Raw genomic sequence first — 25,343 nt, 5'->3', positions numbered from 1 at the left:
CCGGCCTCCTACCCTGACCGCGTGCACATCTGCTTCGTCTGTACCGGGAACATCTGCCGCTCGCCGATGGCCGCGCTGGTGTTCGAGGAGCACCTCCGCCGCGCGGGCCTGTCCGATCAGGTGCGGGTGTCCAGCGCGGGTACGGACGGGTGGCATGTGGGTGAGTCGGCCGATCCGCGTGCCGAGCGGGTGTTGGCCAGGCACGGGTATCCGACCGCGCACACCGCCGCCCAGCTCACCGCCGATCACCTCGACGCCGATCTGCTCGTCGTGATGGATTCGAACCACGCGCGGGCGCTCCGCACCAGGGTCGCCGATCCCGACCGGGTGACACTCTTCCGGGCGTTCGATCCGGCGGCCGAGCCCGATCTGGACATCCCCGATCCCTACTACGGTGGCCCCGACGGGTTCGATCAGGTGCTGACGATGGTGGAGGCCGCTTGTCCCGGTTTGCTGCGGTGGGTGCTGGCGAACTGACCGACGCCGTCGCGGCGCTCACCGGTGGGTCGGTGACCGGTGTCCACGCGCTGAAGGACCACGTCTTCGAGGTCGACACCGACGACGGTGACCTGGTGGTCGTCAAGCACGACCCGCGCCCCAACGCGATCGAGGCCGAGGTCGCCGGGCTCATCTGGTTGACCGAGCCCGCCGCCGTCGCCGTCCCGCACGTCCGCGCGCACGACGACCAGTGGTTGATCATGGAGCAGGTCGAACCGGCGCCGCCGACCACCCGGGCGGCCGAGGACTTCGGGCGCGGCCTGGCGGACCTGCACGCGGCGGGCGCCGACGGGTTCGGCGCCTCCACCGGCCCCGAACAGGCGTGGATCGGGCTGGCCCCGATGCGCTGTTCCGCCAGCCCGACCTGGGCCGACTGGTACGTCCGGGACCGCATCGAGCCGTACCTGCGCGGCGCCGCCAACCGCGGGCTCATCGACGGTGCCGGCGTCGCGACCATCGAGACGGTGTGCAACCGGGTTGACGCGCCGGTAGAGCCACCGGCCCGGCTGCACGGTGACCTGTGGAGTGGCAACGTGCTGTGGGCCGGTGACCGTGTGTGGTTGATCGACCCCGCCGCGCACGGTGGGCACCGGGAGACCGATCTGGCGATGTTGGCGCTGTTCGGCTGCCCGCACCTGGACCGGATCGTCGGCGCCTACCACGAGCACCGTCCCCTGGCGGACGGTTGGCGCGAACGAATCCCTTTGCACCAACTGTTTCCGCTGCTCGTGCACACCGTCCTGTTCGGCTCCGGTTATGCGCGGCAGACGGTGTCGGCCGCCCAGGCGGCGCTGCGGTGCTGACCCTGGCCTACCGTGGTGGGGTGCGGTTGAAACTGCTGCTGCGTCCGGCCTGGCTGATGCTGGCACTTGTCGTGGTGGCGTTCGCCGCGAGTTGCTTCACGTTGTTGGCGCCGTGGCAGTTTCGTAGGGACGCCGAGCGAGAAGCGACGAACAACGCCATTCGGGCCTCTTACGACGCCGCGCCCGCCCCGCTCGGGTCGGCACCGCCTGGTGAATGGCGGAGAGTCACGTTGACCGGTACGTACCTTCCGGAGGCCGAGGCGGTGGCCCGTCTTCGCACGGTTCAGGGCACTGCGGCTTTCGAGATTCTTACCCCGTTCAAGCTGCCCGACGGTGGGATCGTCCTGGTCGACCGGGGCTATGTGCGACCGGCGGAGGGTGTGCGCATCCCGCAGTACGCGACGGCCCCCACTGGTCAGGTCAACCTGCTCGCGCGGGTTCGCGCGGGTGAGAACACCGAGCGGCAGGCGTTCAACGAGGACGGTCACCGACAGGTCTATGCGGTAGATCCGGACGTGGTGGCCAAGGCCGCAGGCATCACTATCCGGCCGGGCTACCTGCAACTCGAAGAGGGCGCACCGGGCGTACTGGGCGCGTTGCCGCTACCGGAGCTCGACAGCGGTCCATTTTTTGCCTACGCGCTCCAGTGGATCATCTTCGGCTCCATGGCCCTGTTCGGGCTGGGCTACTTCAGTTGGCGCGAGATCCGACCAGGTGGCTCCCTGACCGAGGAACGACCTAGGCGCCGGACGGTGGCCGAGATCCTCGCTGAGGACGACGCACGCGAGCGCGCCGCGTCAGCGTGACCACGACGGCGACGCCGGTAGCGAGGTAGCTCACTACGCGCGACAGAGTTACCGCCCGCGCGACGTCGGTGGCGTCAGGGTCCCGTCCTACCCCGAGCACAGGCCTGTCCTCGACGCCGTAGGAGTACTCGGTACGTCCACCGAGTCGGACGCCCAAGGCTCCCGCGAACGCCGCCTCAACCTGTCCCGCGTTGGGGCTCGGATGCGCGCCCGCGTCACGCTGCCACGCCTCCCACGCGCGACCACGGTCGCCCTTCACCAGGGGGGCCGCAGCCACCGTCAACGCGGCCGCCACTCGCGCGGGTGCCAGGTTCGCTAGGTCGTCCAACCGCGCGGCGGCCCACCCGAAGCGCTGGTACCGCGCCGACCGGTGGCCGACCATCGCGTCCAGGGTGTTCACGGCCCGATACCCGAGCAGCCCCGGTACACCCGCCACGGCACCCCACAGCAGCGGCGCCACTACAGCGTCTGACGTGTTCTCGGCCACTGATTCCACTGTCGCGCGCGCTAGCCCCGTCAAGTCGAGTGACGACGGGTCCCGCCCGCACAGGTGGGGCAAACGGCCCCGAGCCCGCGTGATGTCCTCGGCGCTGAGTAAACCGCCGATCATTGCCCCCTCGAGTGCCAGTGACCGACCACCCAATACGACCCAGGTAGCCGCAGCCGTCCCGACAACCCGTACGACTGGACTGCGCGACCGCTCCACCAGCAAGCCGAGCCCGACAGCGCCACCGACCAGGGCAGCGGTGTGAATGACCCCGCCTGCCCGGTTGTCCCGGTAGATCACCTTTTCCAGCCGCTGGGCGAGACGCCCGAACCCGGCGACCGGGTGCCACCGCTTCGGGTCGCCGAGCACCGCGTCCGCCGCGACCCCCAGGAGCAGGCCGAACGCTCGTGTCACGGACACCGCACGCCCCCTCGGTCGGCTTCCCCCTGGCGGGGGAACCGTATCGCGCGCGGGCGGCCGGGGTGCGCGGCTGTCGGCCGGTCGGGCTATCGTGGCCCGCCGTGGAGGACGACGAGGGGCCGAGCCAGGGGGAGTCGGCGAGCAGGCTCCAGCTCTACGCCTACCTGCAGCCCCGTGAGCACCACCACACGTACTTGGCGATCATGCGGTTGTTCACGTCGACGCTGCTCGCGGACCTGTCCGCGGGTGAGGTGTCCGGCGCGTTGGCGGCGGCCGAGCGGGACGGCCGGATCGACATCGGCGAGTCGCACATCGACGTGGTGATCCCCCGGCTGCGGCAACTGGTGGAGTGGGGCAACCTGGTGCACGGCCGCCGGGAGACGATCGCGGCCAGCATCGCCGAGTTCCAGCAGGGCTCGATGCGCTACCAGGTGTCCAAGCTGGCGGTCCGGGTCCAGCGGGACGTGGACGAGCTGCTGCGGGTGCCGGAGGGCGCCCGCGAGGTGTCCCGGGAGCTGCTGCCCGCGATCGAGCGCGGCCTGGGCGAGCTGGGCGAGGCGCTGGCGGTGGCGGCCGCGCGCAGCCAGCGGGACCCGGGGTCGCTGCCCGCGCGAAGGGCCCGCGAGCAGCTCGCCGAGCGGGTGACGACGTTGTTCCTGCAGCACGCGGAGCTGGCGGCCACGGTCCGCGACTTCTACGCGTACCTGGGGCAGATTCTGACCCGCCACCACTTGGCGCCGGAAGAGATCGCCGGGTTCCGCAACCTGCTGGTCGAGTACATCCAGCTCGTGGTGGAGGACGTGCTGCGGCACACGCCCGCCATCGCGGCGGTCCTGTCAACCCTGGCGCGCTCGCGCGCGGAACTGCTGCGGCTGCTGCGGCCCGCGGAGCAACTGGGCGCGGCGGTGGAGCGGACCCGGGGCCGCGGGACGGCGGACTGGCAGGAGCTGACCGACTGGTTCGTGGACCGGCCGGGCAACCCGTCACAGGTCACGGCGCTGCGCGAGGCGACGACCCGGGCGATCGGGGCGTTGCTGGCCACGGTGCGGCGGGCGACGACCGGCGGCGGGCTGCTGCCGAGCAGGCGCGGCGAGCTGGTGAAACTGGCGGGCTGGTTCGACGCGGCCGAGCCGAGGCGGGCGCACGCGCTGTACGCGGCGGCGTTCGGGCTGCACTCGGCGCGCAACCTGCTGCCCGCCCCGGAGCACGACGGGGACGACGAGCACACGCCGTGGCGGGATGGGCCTGCGATCGATGTGACGGTGAGCGTGCGTGGCCGGGGAGACCGGGGCGCGCGCGGCAGGCCGTCTCGGATCATGGACGACCCGATCACGGAGCAGAGCCTGTTGGCGCAGGCCAGAGCGGCCGACGAGCGCCGGGAGGCCGCCTCGGCGGAGTTGGCGGCCGCCGCGGCGAACTTGGACGACGCGACGTTGTCGGGTGCCGCGCTGGGGGCGTTGTGCGAGTTGCTGACGTTGGCGATGGCGCAGCGGGAAGGCGCGTCAGACCCGGGCGCCGCCACGGACCAGGTTCGAGGGTTGTCGTTGACGCTGACGCCGAAGGTTGGTCAGGTAACGCGGATTAGAAGCAAGTCGGGCACGTTGACGTTGCGGGACACGGTAATCGGGATCTCTCGGGTCGAGACGGGCAAGAAGCGGGCTACCGATGCCCGTTAAAACCCGCCCCGATGTCCTCGGCGACCTGTCGGACATCGACGCCGCCAACGTTGCCCGGTGCGCCAAGGTCTTGTTGCGTCATCCCCTCTTGCGGCCAGGTGGCCCAGACGGGGACATGCTGCCGTTGCTCTACCGGTATCGGTTGCCGTTGCAGGAGATGTTCGCGACCTTGCTCGGATACCGCCTTGTGGTCGAGCGCCGTTTCGCTCGCCTCTATAAGAGCGGTCCCGGTGAGGACAACACTCGTGGCGAGGTAACGCTGTCGCCCAGGGGCTACGCGTATCTCTGTCTGACGATGGCAGCGCTAACGGGTGCGGGTCGCCAGGTACTGCTGTCGCGGCTGGTGGCCGATGTCCGTGGTGCGGCGGCCGAAGCCGGCATCGACATCGTCGACGACGTGAGCGATCGGCGGGCGTTGACGGCCGCGCTGCGGCACCTGATCGGGCTGGGCGTGATCACCGAGACCGACGGCACGGTGGCGGGCCTGGTCTCGGACAGCGCCCCCGAGGCGCTGATCACCATCCACACCGACCTGCTCGGCCAATTGTTGGCGGGCCCGCTTGCCGAGACCACCACTGCGGACGACCTGGTCGAGCTGGCGGCGAGCCCGGGTAGGCTGGGCGCGGAGCACGCGGTGCGGCGCAGGCTGGTGGAGAACCCGGTGACGCTGCACGCGGACCTGCCCGCCGAGCAGGCCGATTGGCTGCTGCGCAACCAGCGGCGCGAGTCAGTGGTGCTGGAGCGCTGCTTCGGCCTCGTCACCGAGATCCGCGCGGAGGGTGTCGCGGTCACCGACCCCGAGGAGTACCTGACCGACGTGGTGTTCCCGTCCACCGGCACGGTCGCCCGGATCACCCTGCTCGCGCTGCCCGAACTGGTGGACGCGAGCGATCGGTCCGAAGAGGACTTCCGGGTGGACGGGCGGGTTCCGGTCAGCCGCGCGCGGCTGGTCGAGGTGTGCGGGAACCTGGTCGAGGACTACCCGGCGGCGTGGTCGCGGCAAGCGACCGACGACGTCGACTCGCTGGCCGACGAGGTCGCCGACCTGCTGACGAGGCTGTCGCTGGCGGTGCCATCCGATGACGGCTGGCTCATCAGCCCGGCCGCGCACAGGTGGCTGCCGCAGCCGGACGACTCACCGGGCAAGCCGGTGGCGGTGTCCGACACACCACCGGAACCGGGGTGGTCGCTGTTCGACGAGGAGGGGGTTTCGTGACCGAGCCGGGCACGATCGAACAGGACACCACGATCCCCGCGCAGGTAGAACCGACCGTGGGCAGGTGGCGGTTGCACCGCGGTGGGATCGTCAACATCTGGCAGTACCGCGAGCAGACGTTCGACTTTTCCGGCGGACGCGCGATCTTCCAGGGCACCAACGGTTCCGGTAAGTCCCGCACCCTGGAGTTGTTGCTGCCGTTGTGCCTCGACGGCGACCTGCGGCACTTGGGCTCCAAGGGCGCCGGAACGGTCTCCATCCGCCGTCTCATGCTCGACGACTACGACGGTGGCCCCAACCGCATCGGTTACGCCTGGATCGAACTGCACCGCACCACCGCCTCCGGTGGCGACGAGTACCTGACGTGCGGCATCGGCGTGAAGGCGTCGGCGACCTCGCAGCAGATCAGCGACTCGTGGCGGTTTGTGACCCCTTCCCGGGTGGGCGCCCAGTTCCAGCTCGCTTCGGCGGACCGGGTGCCGCTCGGGCCGGCCGCGCTGCGCGAGGTGCTGGGCGCGGACCGGGTGTACGACGAGGCCGCGTTCCGGGCGAAGGTCGCCGAGACCGTCTACGGCGTCCCCGGCGGCCGCTACGGCGACCTGCTGCACCTGCAGCGCACGCTGCGCAACCCGGACATCGGCCTCAAGGTCCAGGACGGCCAACTTGAGCAGATCCTCACCGACGCGCTGCCGCCGCTGGACGCGGGCGTGGTCGAGCAGTTGGCGACGTCGTTCGAGGACCTGGAGTCGATCCGGGAGAACATCGGTCGGCTCAGCTCCGCCGACACCGCGATGGGCGCGTTCCTGGGCACGTACTCCGGTTACGCATTGGGGGCACTGCACGGGGTCGGCGGCAAGGCGCAGGGGGCGGCGAAGGCGCTGGACAGCGCGCACGCCGAGATCGGCAAGCTGGAGCAGCGGCTGGTCACCGACGCCGAGCGGCACGCCGAGGCCGAGGAGCGGGTCCGCGCGCTGGAGGAGCGCGACGCCGATCTGGAGACCAGCATCGACTCGCTGAAGTCATTGCCCGCCTACCAGGGCCTGCGCGACCTGCAGGACCGGGAGAAGCTGGTCGAGCGCACCAGGGAGGCGGCCACGGCGGCGCTGGACAACGCCGGGGTGCAGCGCAACCACGCCGACCGCGCGGTCGAGACGGTGCTGACCGTGCTGCGCAGGCTGGGCGGCGACATCGAGGACGCCGCCGAGCTCGCGCTGTCCACTTCGGACGCTGTGGCCGCCGCCGGGCTCGACCCGGCGCTGTGCCCGGCGGTGCCGGACGCCCCGGAGCCGGTCGCAGGGTCGGCGACGGACCGGGTGCGGGCCAAGCCGGACCCGGAGGCGGAGCCGCTGACCATCCAGCGCCGCACACCGCCACCGGTAGCCCCGGACGAGCTGGCCGAGACGCTGTCCGAGGCGGCGGGTCGGGCGGGCGACCTGGCGAGCGTCGTGGGCCGTCGGGCCGCTCTGGCGATGTCGCTGCACGACCGGGCGCTGTCGTTGGACGCGGATCGACAGGAGCTGGACAAGCTGCACGCGAAGGCCAGGGACGCGCAGATAGAGGCCACAGAGGCGGCCGGTAGGCGCAACGAGGCGCGGCAGCGGTACACCGTGTCGGCCGAGGTGTGGTGCGAGAAGACAGCGGCGTGGACGGTCGCGGGTCCGTTCTCCGATGACCACGCCGCGCGTCCCCCACGTCCGCCCGCCGTTGACGCTGTCTTGTCCTCTCCGGATGCCACGCGACAGGCGCGTGACGCGGTCAAGCAGTGGGCCGCGCCGCATCTAACCGGGCTGCGGCAGCGTGTTGTGTCAGCACGGCAGACCGTCGACGATCTGGTCAACCGGGTCAAGACCGCGGAAGCGCGGCTGATTGAGCTACGCAAGGGCGTTGACGCTACCCCGCAAGGTTTGGTCGAGCAGGGAGATGGCGCACCGTTCTACCGGCTCGTGGACTTCGCCGGTCTAACCGATGTCGAGCGGGCCGGTTTGGAAGCCGCGCTGCAGGGGTCGGGATTGCTGACGGCGTGGGTGCGGCCAGATGGGGCTGTCGGGTCCGCGGAGTTGGCGGGCGTTCTTGCCACTGTGGACAGTCCGGCGCCTTCGCCCTTGAGCGCGGTACTGACACCGGCGGTGGTGCCGAACGGTCCGGTGTCGTCTGAGGTTGTCGCGAGCTTGTTGGCGTCGGTGTCCTACGGCGCCGAATACACCGGGCTCGCTGTATGGCCAGACGGGCGTTGGCGCGCGGGAGTGCTGCGGGGGTCTTCCCGCAAGCCGGACGCGGAGTTCGTGGGCGCCGGAGCGCGGGAAGCCGCTCGACAGCGGGCGATCGCGGAACTGGCGGAGTCGTTGGAGGTCTTGCACACCGAACTGTCGGCGGCGGAGTCCGAACTGCGGGACCGGTCGCGCACGGTCGAGGTGTGGGACCGGCACCTGGACGCGTTCCCAGACGACCGCGAGCTGATCGGCACCCGGGTCACCGCGGAGCAGGCCGGGAGGCAGGCGGACGAGTCGGCGGCCAAGGCGGAGCGGTGGCGGTCCGAGCACGTCGCCGCCGAGGGCCGCACGCAGGCGTTGGCGACGGGGCTGGCGCAGGACGCCGGAGCCGCGGGCCTGACGCCGGACACGGAGGCGTTGCGGCACGCGCACCGGGCGGCGACCCAGGCGCGCGGGTCGGCGGAGAGCCTGCGCGACGCGTTGGCCAAACGGTGCGTTGGCACCGTGCGCGACCTCGTGGAAGCGCTGCACGACCACAACGTGGCGGTCGACGACCGGGAGACGGCTGAGCGGATCGCCGACGACAAGTGCGTGGCGTTCCACCGCGAGGCGGCCGCGCTGGCCGAGTTGACGACGGCGGTCGGCGGGGCGGCCGAGGAGGTCGCACGGCAACTGTCGAACCTCGAGCGCCAGCGGCGGGAAGCGCGCGGAGCGTTGCCGGAAGCGCGGCGGTCGGCCGGTGAGCTGTCCAACCAGGTCGTGAAGACGCAGACGCTGCTGGACACCCGCGGCGCGGAGATCGACGGCAAGCGGGCGGCCGCGACCACCGCCGCGCAAGCGTTTGCCGAGGCGTTGGCGGCACCCGGCGTGTGGCCTGCGGCGATCGCGGCGGACCGGCCGGACGACGACGCGGACGCCTGGGCGCTGGTCGAGGCCGCCGTCGCCGAGTCGAAGCGGCTGCCGAGCGAGGAGAACGTGCTCGGCAAGCTGCAGAACCTGCAGGCGTCCCTGGCCGGTACGCACAACGTGCTGCCCGAGCGGCACGCCGGGATCCTCACCGTCGTCGTGTCCGCCGAGGAGGGCCCGGCCCCGGTGGCCGTCGCCGCCCGCCGGGTCGCCGGGCGGTTGGCCGAGCGGCGCGGCTTCCTCACCGAGCAGTACCAGGGGATCTTCGCGCTGCACCTGGTCCGCGAGCTCGCCGAGCGGCTGTCCGCGCAGATCGCCGTCGCCGAGGACCTGACCCGGCGGATGAACGACGTCCTGGACACGGCCCGGTCCAGCCAGGGCGTGCACGTCCGGCTGGAGTGGCAGCCCGCGGCGTGGCTCGACGAGGCCACCCTGGAGGCGCTGCGGCTGCTGCGGGTGCCGTTCGCGCAGCGCACCGAGGAGCAGGACACCCGGCTGCAGCAGGTGTTCACCGAGCGCATCGAGTCCGAACGCGACACCGCCACCGGTGGCTACTCGGAGATCTTGGCGCGCGCGTTGGACTACCGGTCGTGGTTCGCGTTCACGGTGCGGGTCCGCGACACGGGGCCGGACGGCAAGCCCAGGTCGCGCAGGCTCCGGCAACTGTCGTCCGGCGAGACGCGGCTCATCTCGTACGTGACGCTGTTCGCCGCGGCCGCCGCCTTCTACGGCGCGATCTCCGCCGGGCTCGCCACCACCATGTCCCCGCTGCGGCTGGTCCTGCTCGACGAGGCCTTCGAGCGGCTCGACGACCCGACCATCGCGCGGATGCTGGAATTGCTGGTCGACCTGGACATGGACTGGGTCATCACCTGGCCCAGCGGCTGGGGCGTGTCGGATCGGATCCCGCGCATGCACATCTACGACGTCCTGCGCCCCAAGTCCGGCCACGGCGTCGCCTGCACGCACACCACCTGGGACGGCGCCGGTCTCGATCGGGACGACCCCTAGCGGCTGGGTCGGGCCACTAGGCCAGGTCCGCCACCAATTCGTCGGCGAGGACGTCTTCCGGGACCGCCCAACCCGCGCGCATCGCCTCGGGTAGGTCAGGGTCCCACGGCGCGTGCAGCGGGTCGGGGCCGAGGGCGGGCAGGTCGAGGCCCTTGGTGAGCGCTCGGCGGTAGTCGTCGGCCGACATGCGCCAGGGCGAGCCGGTGGCGAGTTCCATGGCCTGCCGGGCGATGAACAGGCCGTTGGCGTCGAAATCGCCGTGCACCCGGGCTCTCGACAGTCGCGATAGGACAGTCCGGGCGGCCGGGTTCAGATGGCCTTCGACGCACACAATCGGGTACTCGATCCCGGCGGCGATCGAGTTGTCCACAAGGCGCGGACTTGTGCACACCGCGGCGTCGACTCCGGCCGGAACCACGTCCCGGATGGTCAGATGGGTGGGCAAGCCAAGTTCCGTCCGCGCCTCACACCCGGGGAAAGCCCATGTCAACACCACCGTCGACACAGCGTCCAGCAGGACACCACCGCGCTGCCACAACCGCCGCTCGTCGGCGGGGGATTTGGGCAGCGGCACTCCGTGCGCTAGCGCCACCGCTCGCAGCACTAGCCCGGCTTGCCGCGTACCTCTGGCCAACCGCAGGTCACGCAACGTCAGCCATTCCCGCGGCGGCTGCTGCCCCACGTGCACCCGAGCGATCGCCGCTGCCGCCTCGGGGGCTACCGCGGCGAGCTCGTCCGGCGAGATCTTGGCGTACCGGCGGGCCTGATCCACCCACGCGGCCACCCAAGGGCCGTCCACCCCCGCCGCCGCCAACGCCGCCCCGAGCACGTCATCCGCGACCTCCGCCGCCACCACCTCAGCAACCTCGTCACCGAACAGAGAGGAGAGCAGATCGCCCAAGCCACAACCGAATACCACGCGCACCCGGCCGTCGAGATCGGCCACGGGGATGGTTGTCCCCACTCCCGCGGTCAACTCCCGCCCGATCAACGCCGACACGGCCGCGGCCGCCACCGGATCGGGGGCCTTGAAGCCCAGCTTCACCTGGCCCCGCGCCACAGCGGCCCGCGCCTGCTTCCACAACACCACGTACTCGGGACGACGGAAGTCGCTCATGCGGACCATGCTGCAGGAGCACCGAGCCTGCCTCGGTACCGGGCCACCCGGCCGCGCCCGTACGCCACCGACGCCGGGGTCAACGCCGGTGATCTCCCCGTAGCACGCCGCCGGAACTCGGTCACCCGGTCGGCGGGAGGTTGTGGAGGTCGCCGGGGATTCCAGGATTTCGGGGATGGTGGGGGGCTTGAGAGTCGTGCGGGCGTCAGGCCGCGAGAGTCGCGGAGGTCCCAGGAGTCCTGGGAGTCGCGAGGCCCAGGGAGTCGTGGGTCCCGAAGTCCCCGAGAGTCCCGGGGTCCCGGGGTTGCGGGGTCCCGGGGTTGCGGGGTCCTGGGGTTGCGGGGTCCTGGGGTTGCGGAAGTCGCGAGGTCGCGGAGGTACCGGGAGTCGTGAGGTACCGGGAGTCGCGGGGCCGCGGGAGTCGGGGAGTGGTAGGCCGTGGAGTCCTGGGGCGTCGGGGCAGCCGGGATCCCGGGAGCCGCAGGGTCCCGGAAGTCCAGGGAGTCTCGGGGATCACGGATGCCTAGGGGTCCAGCGGGTCGCGGGGTCCTGGGAGTCGTGCGGGTCGGGGAGGTCGTGCAGGACCTCGGAGACGATGGCGCGCATGGCGGCTTCGGCGCGGGGTGGGTCGCCCGCGGTGATGGCCTCGGCGACCTCGATGTGGAGGCGGACGGCTTCGGGGTTGGGGACCTCGGGCATGAGGTGGTGGTGGGTGCGGCCGCGCAGGACGGTGGCGACGACGTCGCCGAGTTGGGTGAACATGTCGTTGCCGGAGGCGGCGAGCAGGAGGCGGTGGAAGGCGATGTCGTGTTCGAGGAACGCGTCGAGGTCGTGGGAGGTGGTGCGGAGCCGGACGGCGATGGCGGTGAGCTGACCGGCCTGGTCGGGGGTGGCGCGGGCGGCGGCGAAGGACGCGGCGATGGGTTCGGTGCCCGCGCGGAGCTCGGTGAGGGTGCGGAGCTGTTCGGCGCGGTCGGGGCCCGCCAGGCGCCATTCGATGACGCGGGGGTCGTAGAGGTTCCAGTTGGGGCGGGGCAGCACGGTGATGCCGACCCGGCGCCGGGTGGCGACCAGGCACATGGACTCCAGGACGCGCAGGGCCTCGCGGGCGACGGTGCGGGAGACGCGGAAGGCGCGTTCCAGCTCCTCGGTGCGTAGGACCGTGCCGGGCGGGTACTTACCGGACACGATCGCGGGGCCGAGGTCGTCGAGCAGTTCGCCGGGCTTGCCTGTGGTCACCGGGCCAGTGTCTCACTCATATGACCATTCGAGGTCTATCTCTTGAATAAGTAGTACTTTTGGGCTTCACTGGTCGGGTGCACACTGTCGTGGTCGTGATGGGTGTGGCGGGGTCGGGCAAGACCACCGTCGCCGCGCTGGTCGCCGGGCGGTTGGGGGTGCCGCTGGCCGAGGCGGACGAGTTCCACCCGGCCGCGAACATCGCCAAGATGCGGTCCGGGCACCCGCTGACCGACCAGGACCGCATGCCCTGGCTGGCCGCCATCGCCGAGTGGATCGGCGAGCGCGGGCGCGACGGCGGCGGCGTGGTGACCTGCTCGGCGCTGAAGCGGTCCTATCGGGACCTGTTGGGCCGGGCCGCGCCACGGGTCGTGTTCGTGTACCTGCACGGCACCCGGGAGGTGCTCGCCGACCGGATGCGTGGGCGCACCGGGCACTTCATGCCGGTGTCGCTGCTGGACTCCCAACTGGCCGACCTGGAACCACTGGCCGCCGACGAGGACGGCTGGACGCTGGACATCACCCACACCCCGGGGGAACTGGCCGAGGCGGCGGTGCGCGCACTCACGGAAGGGGACCAGCCATGACCGTCGCGGCGGCGTGGACCGGGCACGACACCCGGCTGATCGGGGCGGCGGTGCTCGGCATCGCGCTCATCGTGCTGCTGATCACCAAGGCCAGGTTCCACCCGTTCCTGGCCCTGGTGCTCGGGTCCGGGCTGCTCGGCCTGGTCGCCGGGATGCCGGTGGACAAGCTGGTGGACAGCTTCACCAAGGGTGTCGGGTCCACTGTGGCCAGTGTCGGGGTGCTGATCGCGCTCGGGTCGATGCTGGGCAAGCTGCTCGCCGACTCGGGCGGCGCGGACCAGATCGTCGATACGATCCTCGGTCGGGCGTCCGGTCGGCGGCTGCCGTGGGCGATGGCGCTGGTGGCCGCGCTGATCGGGTTGCCGATGTTCTTCGAGATCGGCCTGGTCATGCTGATCCCGGTGGTGCTGCTGGCCGCGCGGCGCAGCAGGCAGCCGCTGATGCTGCTGGCGGTCCCGGCGCTCGCGGGGCTGTCGGTGCTGCACGGCCTGGTCCCACCGCACCCCGGTCCGCTGGTGGCGATCGACGCGTTGAAGGCCGACCTCGGTGTGACGCTCGGGCTGGGCGTGCTGGTCGCGATCCCGACCGTGGTGATCGCGGGTCCGCTGTTCGCCCGGCTCGCCGCGCGGTGGGTCCCGGTGTACGCGCCCGAGGAGGAGGACGAGCCGGAGCGGACCGGGAGCAGGCCGGGTTTCGCGGCGACGCTGGGCACCGTGCTGCTGCCGGTCGTGCTGATGCTGGCGAAAGCGATCGCGGACATCTTCCTGGACAAGCAGAACACGGTGCGGCACGTGCTGGACTTCCTCGGCACCCCGCTGGTGGCGCTGCTGCTCGCGGTCCTGGTCGGCATGGTGACCCTCGGCCGCGGCCTGGGCCTGGAGCGGTTGTCCGCGTCGATCGGGGCGGCGCTGCCGCCCATCGCCGGCGTCCTGCTGATCGTCGGCGCGGGTGGCGGGTTCAAGCAGACCCTGGTGGACGCCGGGGTCGGCGACGTGATCACCGGCCTGGCCAAGGGCGCGAACTTCTCGCCGCTGCTGCTGGGCTGGCTGGTCGCCGTCGCCATCCGGCTGGCCACCGGCTCGGCCACCGTCGCCACCATCTCGGCCGCGGGCATCATCGCCCCGCTGGCCACCGGGATGGCACCGACCCACGCCGCCCTGCTCGCCCTCGCCGTCGGCGCGGGCTCGCTGTTCTTCTCCCACCTCAACGACGCCGGGTTCTGGCTGGTGAAGGAGTACTTCGGGCTGGACGTGGGTCAGACCATCAAGACCTGGTCGCTGCTGGAGACGATCATCTCCGTGGTCGGCATCGCGATCATCCTGCCGCTGGGGCTGGTGCTCTAGTCGGCCCAGCCCGCGACCATCTGCCGGGCGATCGAGGTCTCGCCGGGCAGGATCAGGTCGTCGGTCTCGCCGCCGTTGGCCAGCGCGGCCCGGATCTCGGCGCGCGGGAACCAGCGGGCCTGCTCGATCTCGCCGTCCGCCGGGACGATGGGCGCGGTGGGGTCGGCGAGCGCGGCGAAACCAATCATGATGGAGCGCGGGAACGGCCACGGCTGGCTGCCCAGGTAGCGGATGTCGGTGACCTGGACGCCGACCTCCTCGGCGACCTCGCGCGCCACGCACGCCTCCAGCGACTCGCCGGTCTCGACGAACCCGGCGAGCACGGAGTACCGGCGGGCGGGCCAGATCGGTTGGCGGGCGAGGAGGACCTGGTCGCCGCCGTCGTGCACGAGGCAGATGGTGGCGGGGTCGGTGCGCGGGTACTCCTCACGTCCGCACCCGGTGCAGGTGGTCGACCAGCCCGCCGCGGACACGGCCACCGGGGAGCCGCACTTGGCGCAGAACCGGGCGCGCGCGTGCCAGTTGAGCAGACCGACCGCGGTGGTGAACAACCCCGCCGCCGTGTCGTCGAGCAGGGCCCCGATGGCGCGCAGGTCGTGCCACTGCTCGCCGGACGCGGACACGGCACCCGCCCACAGCCCCCAGGTGCCCGGCGGGGCGTCGATCGGGGTGAGGTCCTCGGTGCGCGGCACGACCCAGTACCCGGTCTCGCCCTCCGCGCCGAGCAACAGCGCCTCAGCGGGCCGTTCGTCGGCGACGGCGGCCGCCGGACGCGGGGCGAGCGCGCTGCCGTCGGCGCTGACCGGGGTGCGGCCGTGCCGGTCGACGAACAGGACCTGCCCGGACTTCCACAGCCGGTCGAGCTGGTCGGGGTCTTTGCGCGGCCCTTCGTCCCGCTGGGCGGTGGAACGGGACAACGCGGGCAGGGCGGCGAGCTGGAACGGGGCGCGGGCCGTCATTCGGTGATCACCTGACAGGTCTCGGTGCTGGTGAGCGGCCGACCCGCTCCACCGCCACCCTACGCACTCCGCCCACCGCGGGTGTTGTGTTTCGCCCCGGACGGCCAGTCCGGCCCCCGTGTCCGAATCCCGTTCCCCACAAGGGGAAACAGCCCGCCCTGGCCGGTGTGAACCGGCCTCCCGGTGGGCGGGAGCCGCCCACCGGGAGGGGGTTGGTCAGGGGAAGCGGACGCCGCCGATGCGGTGCAGCGGGGCGAGCTTGTCGACGTCGCCGACGATGATGCCGGTGAAGTTGGTGGGGGCGAAGAACTCCTGGGCGGCGGCGGCGACCTCGGCGGCGGTGACGGCCTTGAGCCGGTCGGGGTGGGTGACCAGCCAGTCGGCGCCGAGGCCGAGGACGGCGAGGGCGGCGATCTGGGAGGCGAGCCCCCCCTGGGAGGAGGTGCTGGTGAGCAGCGACCCGATGGCGTACTGGCGGACCGTCTCCACCTCGGCCTCCTCCGGGGCGACCAGGGCGAACCGGCCGAGCTCGTAGCGGATCTCGAGCAGCGCGGCGGCGGTGACGTCGCTGGCCGTGTCGGTGTCGATCAGCAGGGTGGCGCCGTCCACGGTGAACTCCGGGTAGGAGCGGGCGTGGTAGGTGTAGCCCTTGTCCTCGCGGATGTTCTCCACCAGGCGGGACGAGAAGAACCCGCCGAACGCCAGGTTCGCCAACTGCAGCGCCGGGTAGCGCGGATCGGTGCGCGGGATGGACTGCGCGCTGAGCCGGATCTGCGACTGGACCGCGCCGGGCCGGGGCACGACGAGCAGGTCGCCCGGGGTGAGCGGCGGCAGCGCGGGCAACGTGCTCGCCGACGCCTCCGACCGCCAGCCCGCGAGCGCCTCGGCGGCACCGGCGACGGCGCGCACCGGCTCGACGTCGCCGACCAGCACCAGTACCGAGCCGCGGGGCAACACGGCGGCGCGGTGCAGGGCGCGGACGGCGTCCGGCTCGACCTCGGCGACCTCGGCGGCCTCGGGGATCTCCCGGGTGAACGGGTGGTCGCCGTAGCGGTGCCGCTGCAGGGCTTGGCGGGCGATGACGTTGGGCTTGGAGCGAGCGACGGTGATCCGCTCGATCAACCGGGTCTTCTCCCCCGCCACCTCGTCATCGCGGTGGGTGGCCGAGGTGAGCGCGTCGGCCAGCACCGCGAGCAGCGTGTCGAACCCGCTGGCCAGCGCGTTCCCGCCGAGCGAGAGCAACTCCGGGTCGACGGCGGCGGCCAGCTCCCCGCCGACCAGGGCCAGCTCGGTGTCGATGGCCACCCGGTCCCGGGTCTCGGTGCCGGTGAGGATGGTGGCCGCCAAGACCTCGGCGGTCGCCGCGTGCGCCGGCTCGGCCCCGGCGAACGGGACGCGCAGCCGCAGCTCCACCATCGGCACGGCGGGCTGGTGCACGGCGATGACCCGCAACCCGTTGTCCAGCACGGTGTCCACAACGGACAGGTTGGTGGCCGCGCGCTGCTCCCCCAGCGGTGGCAGCGGTCGGGGCCCGAGCTCGGTACGCCCGATCTGCTCGGCGGTGCGGCTCACTGATCTCCTCCTGGCGACGACAATGTGGGGTGGTGGCCGGAGATCGCGCACCGGCCGAGGAAGTGGCTGGTCGGACGGCGCTGAACTCCACACGCACCGCCACGACCGACGAGGTGGCTGGTCATCGCGCACCCGCCGCGACGGGGCCCGCAGGCCCGGCGGCGGAATCCGCACCGGGTGCCGCAACCGACCGGGCGGTGGTCACGCGGCTGAGCAACGAGCGCCGCTGCACCGAAGGCGTCCCGCCACGACTGGAAAGCTCGGGACCAGTCATCCCGCACCCGTGCGCGGGACGGGATGACTGGGCGGTGGTCACGCGGCTGAGCGGCGGGCGCCGCTTTCCCGAAGGCCTTTCGCCGCGAGCGGAAGGCCAGGAGCCGGGCATCCCGCGCTGGCGGGCGGGACGGGATGACCGGGCACCGCCTCGGGTGCGCTGGGTCATTGCGCGCCCGCCGAGGGGGTGACGGTGAGGATGGCGCGGGAGTCCGGGCGCAGGGACTTGGCGGCGGCGGAGACGGCGTCGGGGGTGACCGAGCTGATCCGGTCGGGCAGTTGGTAGACCAGGGCCGGGTCGCCGTAGAGGAGCTCGAAGGCGCCGAGGGCGAGGGTGCGGCTGACGATCCGGTCGTGTTCCTTGTGCAGGCTGGCCGCCCAGCGGGCGGTGACCTTGGCCAGCTCGGTGGGGTCGGGCGGGGTGCTGGCGAGCTTCTCCAGCTCGTCGTCGACGGCCGCGAGCACCGTGTCGAGCGCGACCTCGGGCGAGTGCATGGCGGTGATGGTGAAGGTGTCCGGGTCGCGGGCCTCGAACGGGCCGAACATGCCGCAGCCCGCGCTGACGTCGCTGACCAACTGGTCGCCGTAGACCAGGCGCTGCTGCAGGCGGGAACCGTCGCCGTCGGTGAGGACACCGGCCAGCACGAGGTAGGCCAGGTAGGCGTCGACCTCGTCGACCGGGTCCGGGATGCGGTAGCCGATGGCGACGGCGGGCAGCGGGGCCAGCGGGTCGGGGTGGTCGGCGCGGACCTCGGCGGTGGGCGGCGGCTCGGCGAAGGACGGGCGCTGCGGCCGGGGCCGGGCGGGGACGTCGCCGAAGTGCTTCTCGATGAGGGCCTGCGCGGCGTCGAGGGTGAAGTCGCCCGCGACGGTGAGGACCGCGTTGGACGGGGCGTAGTAGGTGTCGAAGAAGGCGGCGCAGTCGGCGACCGTGGCCTGCTCCAAGTCTTCGAACCCGCCGTACCCGTTGTGCGCGTTGGGGAACGTGTCGAACAGGACGGGCGGCAGCAGGATCCACGGGAAACCGCCGTACGGGCGGTTGAGCACGTTGAGCCGGATCTCCTCCTTCACCACGTCGATCTGGTTGCGCAGGTTCTCCTCGGTGAGCTTCGGCGCGCGCATCCGGTCGGCCTCCAGGAACAGCGCGCGTTCCAGGGCGGCCGAGGGCAGCACCTCGAAGTAGTCGGTGTAGTCCGGGTGGGTGGACCCGTTGAAGGTGCCACCGGAGGATTGGACGTGCCGGAAGTGCGCCAGCTTCTCCAGGCTCTCGCTGCCCTGGAACATCAGGTGCTCGAACAGGTGGGCGAAGCCGGTGCGGCCCTCCGGCTCGGAGCGGAAGCCCACGTCGTAGTGCACGCTCACGCCGACGACGGGTGTGGTGTCGTCGGGGGCGAGGACCACTCGCAGGCCGTTGGCGAGGGTGTAGCGGTGCAACTGGGAAACGGTCACCGGTCGAGCCTACGGGAGGACGGCCACGGGCGGACACCTCGCGGCGCCCGCCTGTGGACAACTCGCCGGGAGTTCCGCTCTAGGCGGAACGCCTGCGCCGCTGCACGATCAACAAGACCGTGCCGCCCGCAAGTGCGAGCAGGCCGAGCAGGACGAGGCCGCCCACCGCGACACCGGTGACCGGCAGGCTCCCGTCGGGGCCGGTGCCGCCCTGGGCGACCGGCGGCGCGGGCGACGTGCTGACCGGCAGCGATGCGGCGGTGGAGCTGGACGTCGGCGCCGTGGTCGTGGTCGCGCGGGTGGTGTCCGGGTTGGACGGTTGGGTTTGTCCGGTGCTGGGCTCGCTGCGGCGTTCACAAGCGACGGTGAAGGTCACGGCGCTGTTCAAGCCGGACAGGTGCGCGGTGTAAGAGCCGTCGGGGAACTCGCCGGTGTGCCGGGTCCACTGGTAGACGCCGTCACCGTCGAAGTGCGCGGTCTCTTTGAAGGACGGCATGCCGTCGATGGTGAGGACGCGGTCGGCGGGGTAAGGCCCCACGGCGTAGTACCGGAAGGTGACAACCGACTGTTCGTCTACGCAGCGGGTCGAAACCTGGAAGCCCTTGTCGCGGTCGACCTTGACGTCCTGGCAGTAGTCGACGGAGACACCAGTGACGGCCTGGGTGCCATCCGAGCCGTCGACCACGACCTTGTAGTCGCCGCCGGGTGTACCGCCCATGTTGACGCTGCCGTGGGAGCCTGCGGCAACGGTCGCGGTTTTAGTGATGCCGTTGGCTGTAACTGTGTAGTCGACCGGCTTGCCGTTGGGGTTGTCGATCTCGACGTACAGCGCGGGCAGGCTGTTGATGTCGGCCTTCGTGTCGCACAACGCGTAGGTGCCGAGGCCGGGCGACTTGTTGCCCGAGTCGCACTTGACGCTGATCGGGACGCTGGTCAGCCAGTCGCGGGAGCCCGCGATCTCGACCTCGTACTCCCCGGCCGGGACCTTGTCGAAGGTGGCGGTGGCCGCGGCCGGGTCGTCCTTGTCCGGTTCCGTGGTCCGCTCGATGGTCTGCTCGGGCTTGTCCGACCCGGTGAGCCGCAGCGTGTAAGGGGCGTTCTTGTCGTCCAGGACGACCTTGACCGAACGGGTGCCGTTGTCGCAGTCGCTGAGCACCGTGGTCGGCGTCGACTGGCCGGTCTCGCTGGCCTGGTCCGGTGCCTGCTGCGCCGCGGCGGGGATGGCGGCGCCGAGCAGGGTCGCCCCGACCGCGACCGCCACCAGGCTGCTGTGCACGACGGCGCGCTTCACGACGGTGAGCAACGGACCTCCCGGAGGCACTGATGAAGTGCGCGAAAGGTACACCGAGTGACCAGTATTCGCCGAGCTACCCCCAAAAGAGTTATACAAGGCCGCCGAATGTGTTACCGAGCGGAGAACTGTCCGTGGCTCCCGGACCGGCCCAGCGCCCCGTCGAGCGCGCCGAGGAACGCGGCGATCCGGCTTGCGAACCGCTCCTGATCAGCGGAAACAGCCTCGTCCTGGGCCGCGAACCACTGGATGCCCGCCGGGTCGACCGGGCCGAAGCCCGCCAGCCACCGCTCGGTCTCGCCGAGTGCGAGCGCGAAGGGCAGCGACCGGGAGAAGACCAGTTCACGGTCGGTGGGGACGGCTTCGGCGGTGACACCACCGAGGTAGGCGGCCACCCCACGGACCTGCTGGGCGAGCGCCACGCCCGCTTTGGAACGCACCGGGACGAACCGGGCTCCTACGAGCAGACCAATCCCACCGATGACGACGGCGATACCGAGTAGGGCAGGTCCACCTGCGACGGCTAACGCCACCGTGCCGAGGACACCGACCGCGATGACAGCGGCGCCGATCAGTCCTAAGCGGCCGACGCTGTTGGGGCGCCTGACGAACCAACCGCGCTTGACAGCGTCATCCTGAAGAGCGGACTTGGCGGCGGCAAGATCCGGCGGTGACGCCCTCAGCACGGATAACGTCACCGAGTCTGTGCCCGCCGGAAGTAGGGCGACATAGACGGCGCGTTCGTAGTCGGTAAGGGCGTCGTCGGCCGGGTTGCGGCGCACGATCTGCCAATCGTCGTTCGCCTCGGTTACCCAGAGGTAGTTGCGCACGGCGAGGTCTACGACCGTGGCGGCCAAGTCATGCGAGTCGGCGCGTTCATCAACGACCATGCCCGCCTGCCCAGGCAAGATCCCGTCCGGTGAGGCGAAGGTGACCGCGCCGTCGTTGTTGGCGATGAGCTCGACCGGGCCCACGTCCGCAGCCAGGGCTCCCACGTCACGACTGCGTTTGGTCCACAGCACGACGAAACCACCCACGAGTAAGAGCGCGACCAACCCCAGCCCGGCCCCACCGAGCGGCGTCAACGCGAACGCGCTTGTCCCGGTCGAGTCGAATCGGGCGTTCGCGGGAACGAGCCCGGATGGCAGCTCGGCAGACACATCTACCCGGTCGCCTTTGTCCAAGTTGGACTGCACGACGCGGAGGATGCCGCTTGCGTCTGTCAACGCGGAATCGCAGATGTCCGTGGAACCCGCCGGTCCGGCGAGGCAGACGAAGTCACGGCCGGGTTTGGGGGTGAGCAGCGACGCCCGCAGCGCGAGCAGCTTGGTGTCCCAGCCGCTGGCGACCTGCCAGCGGACCTCCAAGTGGTCGCCGAGGTCGGCAACCGCGCCGTCCACGGTGTAGTCGATCTCGTTGGCGCCCTCGGCGGCGTGGATGGTGAGCGCGTCCGGAGTCACCTCGACCGAACCCTTGCCACGCGTGGTCGCGTTCCGCACGGTGAACACCCGGTCGCCGACGCGCAGCGGCGCCACCCGGGTCATCGTCTGCTTCGCCTGCACCACGACCTGCTCGCGGACGGTCAGTCCGCCGTCGCGCTCCAACTTGAGCTGGACGTTGACGCTGCGCGGAAGCGTGACCGGCGGGGCGGTCGGCGGTCGGGTCCGGCCCGAGGTGGGCGGCGCCGGGTTGATGTCCGGCGGCTGCGCGGTCCCCGGCACCGGGAACGAGATGGACGGCGCGTCCGGCGGCAGCGACGGGAACGACGGTTGCGCCGCCGCGACACCGGGCGCGGCCACCAGCACGGCCACTCCCCCGGCGACGATCCCCCTGGCCACGATCCCCCATTTTGTCAACACGGCAGCGAACGATAGCCGAGCCGCCCTATGCTCACCGCCGGTCTGGCCGAAACGGCCTGCCGGGAGCGACGGGGGAACGATGAGCCATCCGCCACAGGGTCCGTGGCGACCACAGGGGCCGTACCCGCCACCAATGCCGGTGGCACCTCCGCCGATGGCTTTACCGGGCTACCCGCAGGCGTTTCCTCCCCACTTGCCCAATCCCACACGGCCGTATCCGGTACCGCAGCAGCAGTACCCGCCACGGGGTTACCCGCCGCAGCAGCCATATCCGCCGCAGTTTCCTCCACAAAGGACGCAGTGGTACGGGCCACCTCCGCCGCCCCGCAAGTCGAACAAGGGCTTCGCCACCACCTTCTTCATCATCCTCTTAGCGCTGGTTGGCGTATACGTCCTCAGCGGTATCCCGTTCCTCTTATCGCGGTCGCACACCGACGACGTTGGCTACTCGGCTCCGACTACGACGTACCGAGCCCCCACAGCCGCGACAACAACAACGACAACGGTCACGACGACAACCACCACCACGCGCACGACAAGATCGGCGACTGCCACCCGCACGACGGTGTCCACGGCTACGACACCTGCCGGACCCAAGCCGGTTTACACGCTGGCGGACAACCCGTTGTTCAGCGCTTCCAACGGTGTCAGTTCGGCCACCTGCGCACTCCCCGCGTGGAGGAGCGATCCGCAGGCGGCACAGGCGTTCTTCACCGCCGCACTACCTTGCCTGGAGCAGGCATGGGCACCCGCGATGCAACGGGCCGGGTTGCCGTACTTCACACCGAAGCTCGCGTTTCCCGGCGGTAAGACGTGGAGCAGCCCGTGCGGGGCGGCAAAGGCCAACTGGGCGGCGTTCTACTGCCCGCAAGACAACACGCTGTACATGCCCTTCGAGGGATTGCAGACAGACACGATCGGCACGAAGGTCGGCCCTTACCTCGCGCTGTTCGCGCACGAGTTCGGCCACCACATACAGACCCTCGCGGGCGTGTGGGACGCGTACGGGGAAGCCCGGTACGAGGCGGGCGACCAGACCCCTGCCGGGTTGGACCTGTCGCGGAGGGCTGAGTTGCAGGCGCAGTGCCTCGCGGGGATGTGGTTCGTGGGGTCCGCGCACGGAGGAGCTTCCATCACGGCGACCGTCGTCAAGGACGCCATCACCGACAACTACACGCGCGGCGACTGGGACAAGGACTTCCCACCGGACCACGGGACACCACAGCACTACGGGTCGTGGATGGAACACGGCTACACCACCAACCGCACCGGTGAGTGCAACACCTGGGCGGCCGCTCCAGGCGATGTGTCCTAGCGGCGTCGGATGAGGTGGAGATAACCGGCACCGGCTATACCGGCGAAGACAAGCAATACGACGGCGAAGGGGCGGGCGTCAAAACTCGCCCCTGCGGTCGCTTGCGCCAAGTGTGCGGTGTCGCCGCCCACGGCAACATCCACCGTCTCCCCTACCTGATGACCGCACGCGTCCAGGGAAGCTTCCCTCTTGCCATCCGACGTCGGGTAGGAGATCCGCTCCAGACCGCTCTGGTCGCAGGACACGCCGGTGACGACGGTGGCACTCACCGTGGTCGGCGAACTGGAACCACCGGACCAGTGACCGAGGGCGCCGAGCATCGCCAACACCAGCGCCAGCACGATGCTGAACGCCGAGACCACCGCCCACGTGACGACGGTGGCCGGGATGGCGAACGGGACCCGCATTCCCGGATGGTCGCAGACCGCGCAAGTGGTCAGTCTTCAGCCGGGGTGACCTTCTTGATGTACAGCAGCCGGTCGCCGCTCTCGATGGCATCCGCCTCCGCCGAGTCGACCCGGTACAGGCGACCGCCGCGCACGATGCCCAGCACGATGTCCGGCAGGTGTCTCGGCGACCCGCCCACCTCGGTCTGCTCCACCTCGCGCTCGGCGATGGCCAGACCCTCGTCCGGCGTGATGAGGTCCTCGACCATGTCCACCACGGTCGGCGTGTGCGTCGCCATGCCCAACAGCCGACCGGCGGTCTCACTGGACACCACCACCTGGTTCGCGCCGGACTGGCGCAGCAGGTGCACGTTCTCCGTCTCCCGCACCGCCGCCACGATCTGCGCGTTCGGCGCCATCTCCCGGGCGGTCAAGGTGATCAACACGGCCGAGTCGTCCCGGCTCGCGGCCACCACCACGGACTTCGCCCGCGGCACCCCCGCCACCCGCAACACATCCGACCGGGTCCCCGACCCGTGCACCGTCACCAACCCCAGCGCCGACGCCGCGTCCAACATCCCCTGGTCGGTGTCCACCACCACGATCCGGCTCGGGTCCACCCCGTCGGACAGCACCACGCTCACCGCCGACCGCCCCTTGGTGCCGTACCCGACGACCACCACGTGGTCCCGCACCTTCGACCTCCACCGTTGAATCTTGAAAGCCTGCCGGGACCGCTCGGTCAACACCGCCAGGGTCGTCCCGACCAGGACGATGAGGAACAACACCCGCAACGGCGTGATGACCAGGATGTTCACCAACCGCGCCGAGTCGCTGACCGGCGTGATGTCCCCGTACCCGGTCGTCGACAACGACACGGTCGCGTAGTACACCGAATCGAGGAACGAAACCCCATCCCCGTTGGCGTCGCGGTAGCCATCCCGGTCCAGGTACACCAGCAACACGGCGACGAACAACGCGACCAACGCCCACAACACCCGGCGAACAATGGCGGCGACCGGGCTGACACTGGTCTCCGGCATGCGGATGACACCGACCAGGTCGAGCTCCGCCGACCCCACCGAACGCTTCCGCATCACGACGCCACCACCCCGCGACTCACGGGCCGAAGGCTACCCACCCGACCAGACCGGCGTGCGCTCCCCCGGGGTGTGGGCTGCGGCAATCGGCCAGGCGGGATGAACCGCCCAGTGGGAGTGGCGGGGTTGGGGCTTGGGCGGGTTGGGGCTCGGGCGGGTTCGGGGCCTGGGTTCTGGAGGGCCTGGGTTCTGGGCTGGGTCGGGTGCCGGCACCTGGGTTCTGGGCTCTGGTTCGAGACAGGGTTCCGGTGTTCGGGTGTTACGGGCACGGGCACGGGCACGGGCACGGGCACGGGCACGGGCACGGGCACGGGCACGGGCACGGGCACGAAACCAGATCTCGGAGCGGCCGGTTTGTCCACAAGGCGCGGGTTCATCCACAGCCGACGGTCAGACCCCCTTGACAAGCCAGGGATCGCGATACGGTCAGGAATGGGCCCCCGGCCCCCGGGTGGGTGGGCCCCTTGCCTGGACCACGACGGCGCTGAAGCCAAGCGCGCCGTTGGCCACGATCGGCTGAGAGCGGGCACGGTGATTGTCCACAGGCGGTCGGAGTGTCCACAGCCTTGGGTCGCCCCCTCTTGACAAACCGTGTCTCGCGCTAGTTTCAGGAATGGGCCCCGGCGCCCCGGGTGGGCGGGTCCCTGTCTGGACCACGACGGCGGTTCCGTCAAGCGTGTCGCAGGCCCCGATCGGTTGGGGTTGGGCGGGGTGGTGTGCACAGGTTGTCGGGGTGTCCACAGGTCTGGGGCATGCCCTCTTGACAAACCGTGTCTCGCGCTAGTTTCAGGAATGGGCCCCGGCGCCCCGGGTGGGCGGG

Annotated in this window: 20 protein-coding genes; 9 read left to right on the top strand and 11 right to left on the bottom strand. The window is 71.0% G+C overall.

Translation table 11 applies throughout. The annotated features are described in order from the left end of the window. Nucleotides 1–21: 21 nt before the first annotated feature. Genes H504_RS0132300 through H504_RS0132290 form a run of 3 tightly spaced genes read left to right on the top strand, consistent with a single transcriptional unit; the run spans nt 22 to nt 2,107 of the window. Nucleotides 22–477, top strand: a complete 456-nt coding sequence (locus H504_RS0132300; protein ID WP_026426176.1) for a low molecular weight protein-tyrosine-phosphatase — start codon at nt 22–24, stop codon at nt 475–477. After that, complete coding sequence (locus H504_RS0132295) at nt 459–1,301, top strand: fructosamine kinase family protein (protein WP_026426175.1); 843 nt, start codon at nt 459–461, stop codon at nt 1,299–1,301. Before H504_RS0132300 ends, H504_RS0132295 begins: the two co-directional genes overlap by 19 nt. Before the next feature lie 20 nt (nt 1,302–1,321). Continuing rightward, complete coding sequence (locus H504_RS0132290; protein WP_026426174.1) at nt 1,322–2,107, top strand: SURF1 family cytochrome oxidase biogenesis protein; 786 nt, start codon at nt 1,322–1,324, stop codon at nt 2,105–2,107. Here the strand turns inward: H504_RS0132290 and H504_RS0132285 are convergent. Continuing rightward, nucleotides 2,040–3,014: a cobalamin biosynthesis protein gene (locus H504_RS0132285; protein WP_026426173.1), complete on the bottom strand. Its 975-nt coding sequence runs from the start codon at nt 3,012–3,014 to the stop codon at nt 2,040–2,042. The two genes, H504_RS0132290 and H504_RS0132285, sit on opposite strands and share 68 nt — an antisense overlap. Nucleotides 3,015–3,115: 101 nt before the next feature. Here H504_RS0132285 and H504_RS0132280 point away from each other — a divergent pair, with 101 nt between their 5' ends. From H504_RS0132280 to H504_RS0132270, 3 genes are read left to right on the top strand one after another with little or no spacing between them, the layout of a single operon-like run. Continuing rightward, the gene (locus tag H504_RS0132280; RefSeq protein WP_026426172.1) at nt 3,116–4,690 is read left to right on the top strand and encodes a DUF2397 domain-containing protein; all 1,575 of its coding nucleotides are present in this window, start codon (nt 3,116–3,118) and stop codon (nt 4,688–4,690) included. Then, nucleotides 4,680–5,906, top strand: coding sequence for a TIGR02678 family protein (locus tag H504_RS0132275; RefSeq protein WP_026426171.1), 1,227 nt, complete (start codon nt 4,680–4,682; stop codon nt 5,904–5,906). The genes H504_RS0132280 and H504_RS0132275 overlap by 11 nt, the downstream gene beginning before the upstream one ends. Beyond that, nucleotides 5,903–10,033 (top strand): TIGR02680 family protein, encoded by a 4,131-nt coding sequence (locus H504_RS0132270; RefSeq protein WP_245614548.1) that lies wholly within the window; start codon nt 5,903–5,905, stop codon nt 10,031–10,033. The genes H504_RS0132275 and H504_RS0132270 overlap by 4 nt, the downstream gene beginning before the upstream one ends. Before the next feature lie 16 nt (nt 10,034–10,049). Here the strand turns inward: H504_RS0132270 and H504_RS0132265 are convergent, their stop codons facing one another. Together H504_RS0132265 and H504_RS38155 are read right to left on the bottom strand one after the other, a co-directional pair. Continuing rightward, complete coding sequence (locus H504_RS0132265) at nt 10,050–11,150, bottom strand: DUF2399 domain-containing protein (protein ID WP_169735493.1); 1,101 nt, start codon at nt 11,148–11,150, stop codon at nt 10,050–10,052. 513 nt (nt 11,151–11,663) lie between these two features. After that, nucleotides 11,664–12,389, bottom strand: a complete 726-nt coding sequence (locus H504_RS38155) for a FadR/GntR family transcriptional regulator (protein ID WP_051386493.1) — start codon at nt 12,387–12,389, stop codon at nt 11,664–11,666. Nucleotides 12,390–12,487: 98 nt separating this feature from the next. On the opposite strand from H504_RS38155, the gene H504_RS0132255 reads away from it, so the two are divergent. Together H504_RS0132255 and H504_RS0132250 are read left to right on the top strand one after the other, a co-directional pair. Beyond that, nucleotides 12,488–12,976, top strand: a complete 489-nt coding sequence (locus tag H504_RS0132255; protein WP_051386494.1) for a gluconokinase — start codon at nt 12,488–12,490, stop codon at nt 12,974–12,976. Beyond that, entirely contained in the window at nt 12,973–14,319 is a 1,347-nt protein-coding gene (locus H504_RS0132250) for a GntP family permease (protein WP_026426167.1), read from the top strand. Before H504_RS0132255 ends, H504_RS0132250 begins: the two co-directional genes overlap by 4 nt. On the opposite strand, the gene nudC is transcribed toward H504_RS0132250, so the two are convergent. From nudC to H504_RS43785, 6 genes are all read right to left on the bottom strand, one after another. Then, on the bottom strand, nt 14,316–15,278 hold the full coding sequence (gene nudC / locus H504_RS0132245) for an NAD(+) diphosphatase (protein ID WP_026426166.1): 963 nt from the start codon (nt 15,276–15,278) through the stop codon (nt 14,316–14,318). The genes H504_RS0132250 and nudC overlap by 4 nt on opposite strands. 216 nt (nt 15,279–15,494) lie before the next feature. After that, the gene (locus H504_RS0132240) at nt 15,495–16,850 is read right to left on the bottom strand and encodes a M16 family metallopeptidase (protein ID WP_026426165.1); all 1,356 of its coding nucleotides are present in this window, start codon (nt 16,848–16,850) and stop codon (nt 15,495–15,497) included. Between the two features lie 438 nt (nt 16,851–17,288). Beyond that, nucleotides 17,289–18,572 carry a M16 family metallopeptidase gene (locus H504_RS0132235; protein WP_026426164.1) on the bottom strand — a complete coding sequence of 428 codons (1,284 nt, stop codon included), beginning with the start codon at nt 18,570–18,572 and terminating at the stop codon, nt 17,289–17,291. Nucleotides 18,573–18,651: 79 nt separating this feature from the next. Beyond that, nucleotides 18,652–19,875: a hypothetical protein gene (locus H504_RS0132230; RefSeq protein ID WP_026426163.1), complete on the bottom strand. Its 1,224-nt coding sequence runs from the start codon at nt 19,873–19,875 to the stop codon at nt 18,652–18,654. 101 nt (nt 19,876–19,976) lie between these two features. After that, complete coding sequence (locus H504_RS0132225) at nt 19,977–21,701, bottom strand: DUF2207 domain-containing protein (RefSeq protein WP_026426162.1); 1,725 nt, start codon at nt 21,699–21,701, stop codon at nt 19,977–19,979. Between the two features lie 465 nt (nt 21,702–22,166). Next, complete coding sequence (locus H504_RS43785; RefSeq protein WP_281173683.1) at nt 22,167–22,295, bottom strand: hypothetical protein; 129 nt, start codon at nt 22,293–22,295, stop codon at nt 22,167–22,169. On the opposite strand from H504_RS43785, the gene H504_RS41770 reads away from it, so the two are divergent. Then, nucleotides 22,288–23,037: a neutral zinc metallopeptidase gene (locus H504_RS41770; protein ID WP_157440756.1), complete on the top strand. Its 750-nt coding sequence runs from the start codon at nt 22,288–22,290 to the stop codon at nt 23,035–23,037. The two genes, H504_RS43785 and H504_RS41770, sit on opposite strands and share 8 nt — an antisense overlap. Here H504_RS41770 and H504_RS39230 read toward each other — a convergent pair. Both H504_RS39230 and H504_RS0132210 read right to left on the bottom strand, forming a co-directional pair. Continuing rightward, entirely contained in the window at nt 23,034–23,444 is a 411-nt protein-coding gene (locus H504_RS39230) for a hypothetical protein (RefSeq protein WP_051386490.1), read from the bottom strand. The genes H504_RS41770 and H504_RS39230 overlap by 4 nt on opposite strands. 29 nt (nt 23,445–23,473) lie before the next feature. Next, complete coding sequence (locus tag H504_RS0132210; protein WP_035307323.1) at nt 23,474–24,520, bottom strand: potassium channel family protein; 1,047 nt, start codon at nt 24,518–24,520, stop codon at nt 23,474–23,476. Between the last annotated feature and the right edge of the window lie 823 nt (nt 24,521–25,343).

Source organism: Actinokineospora inagensis DSM 44258, assembly GCF_000482865.1.
In the GTDB taxonomy this organism is placed as follows: Bacteria; Actinomycetota; Actinomycetes; order Mycobacteriales; family Pseudonocardiaceae; genus Actinokineospora; species Actinokineospora inagensis.
Note: the sequence above shows the minus strand (reverse complement) of the source record. Positions and strands in the feature narration are given on the sequence as shown.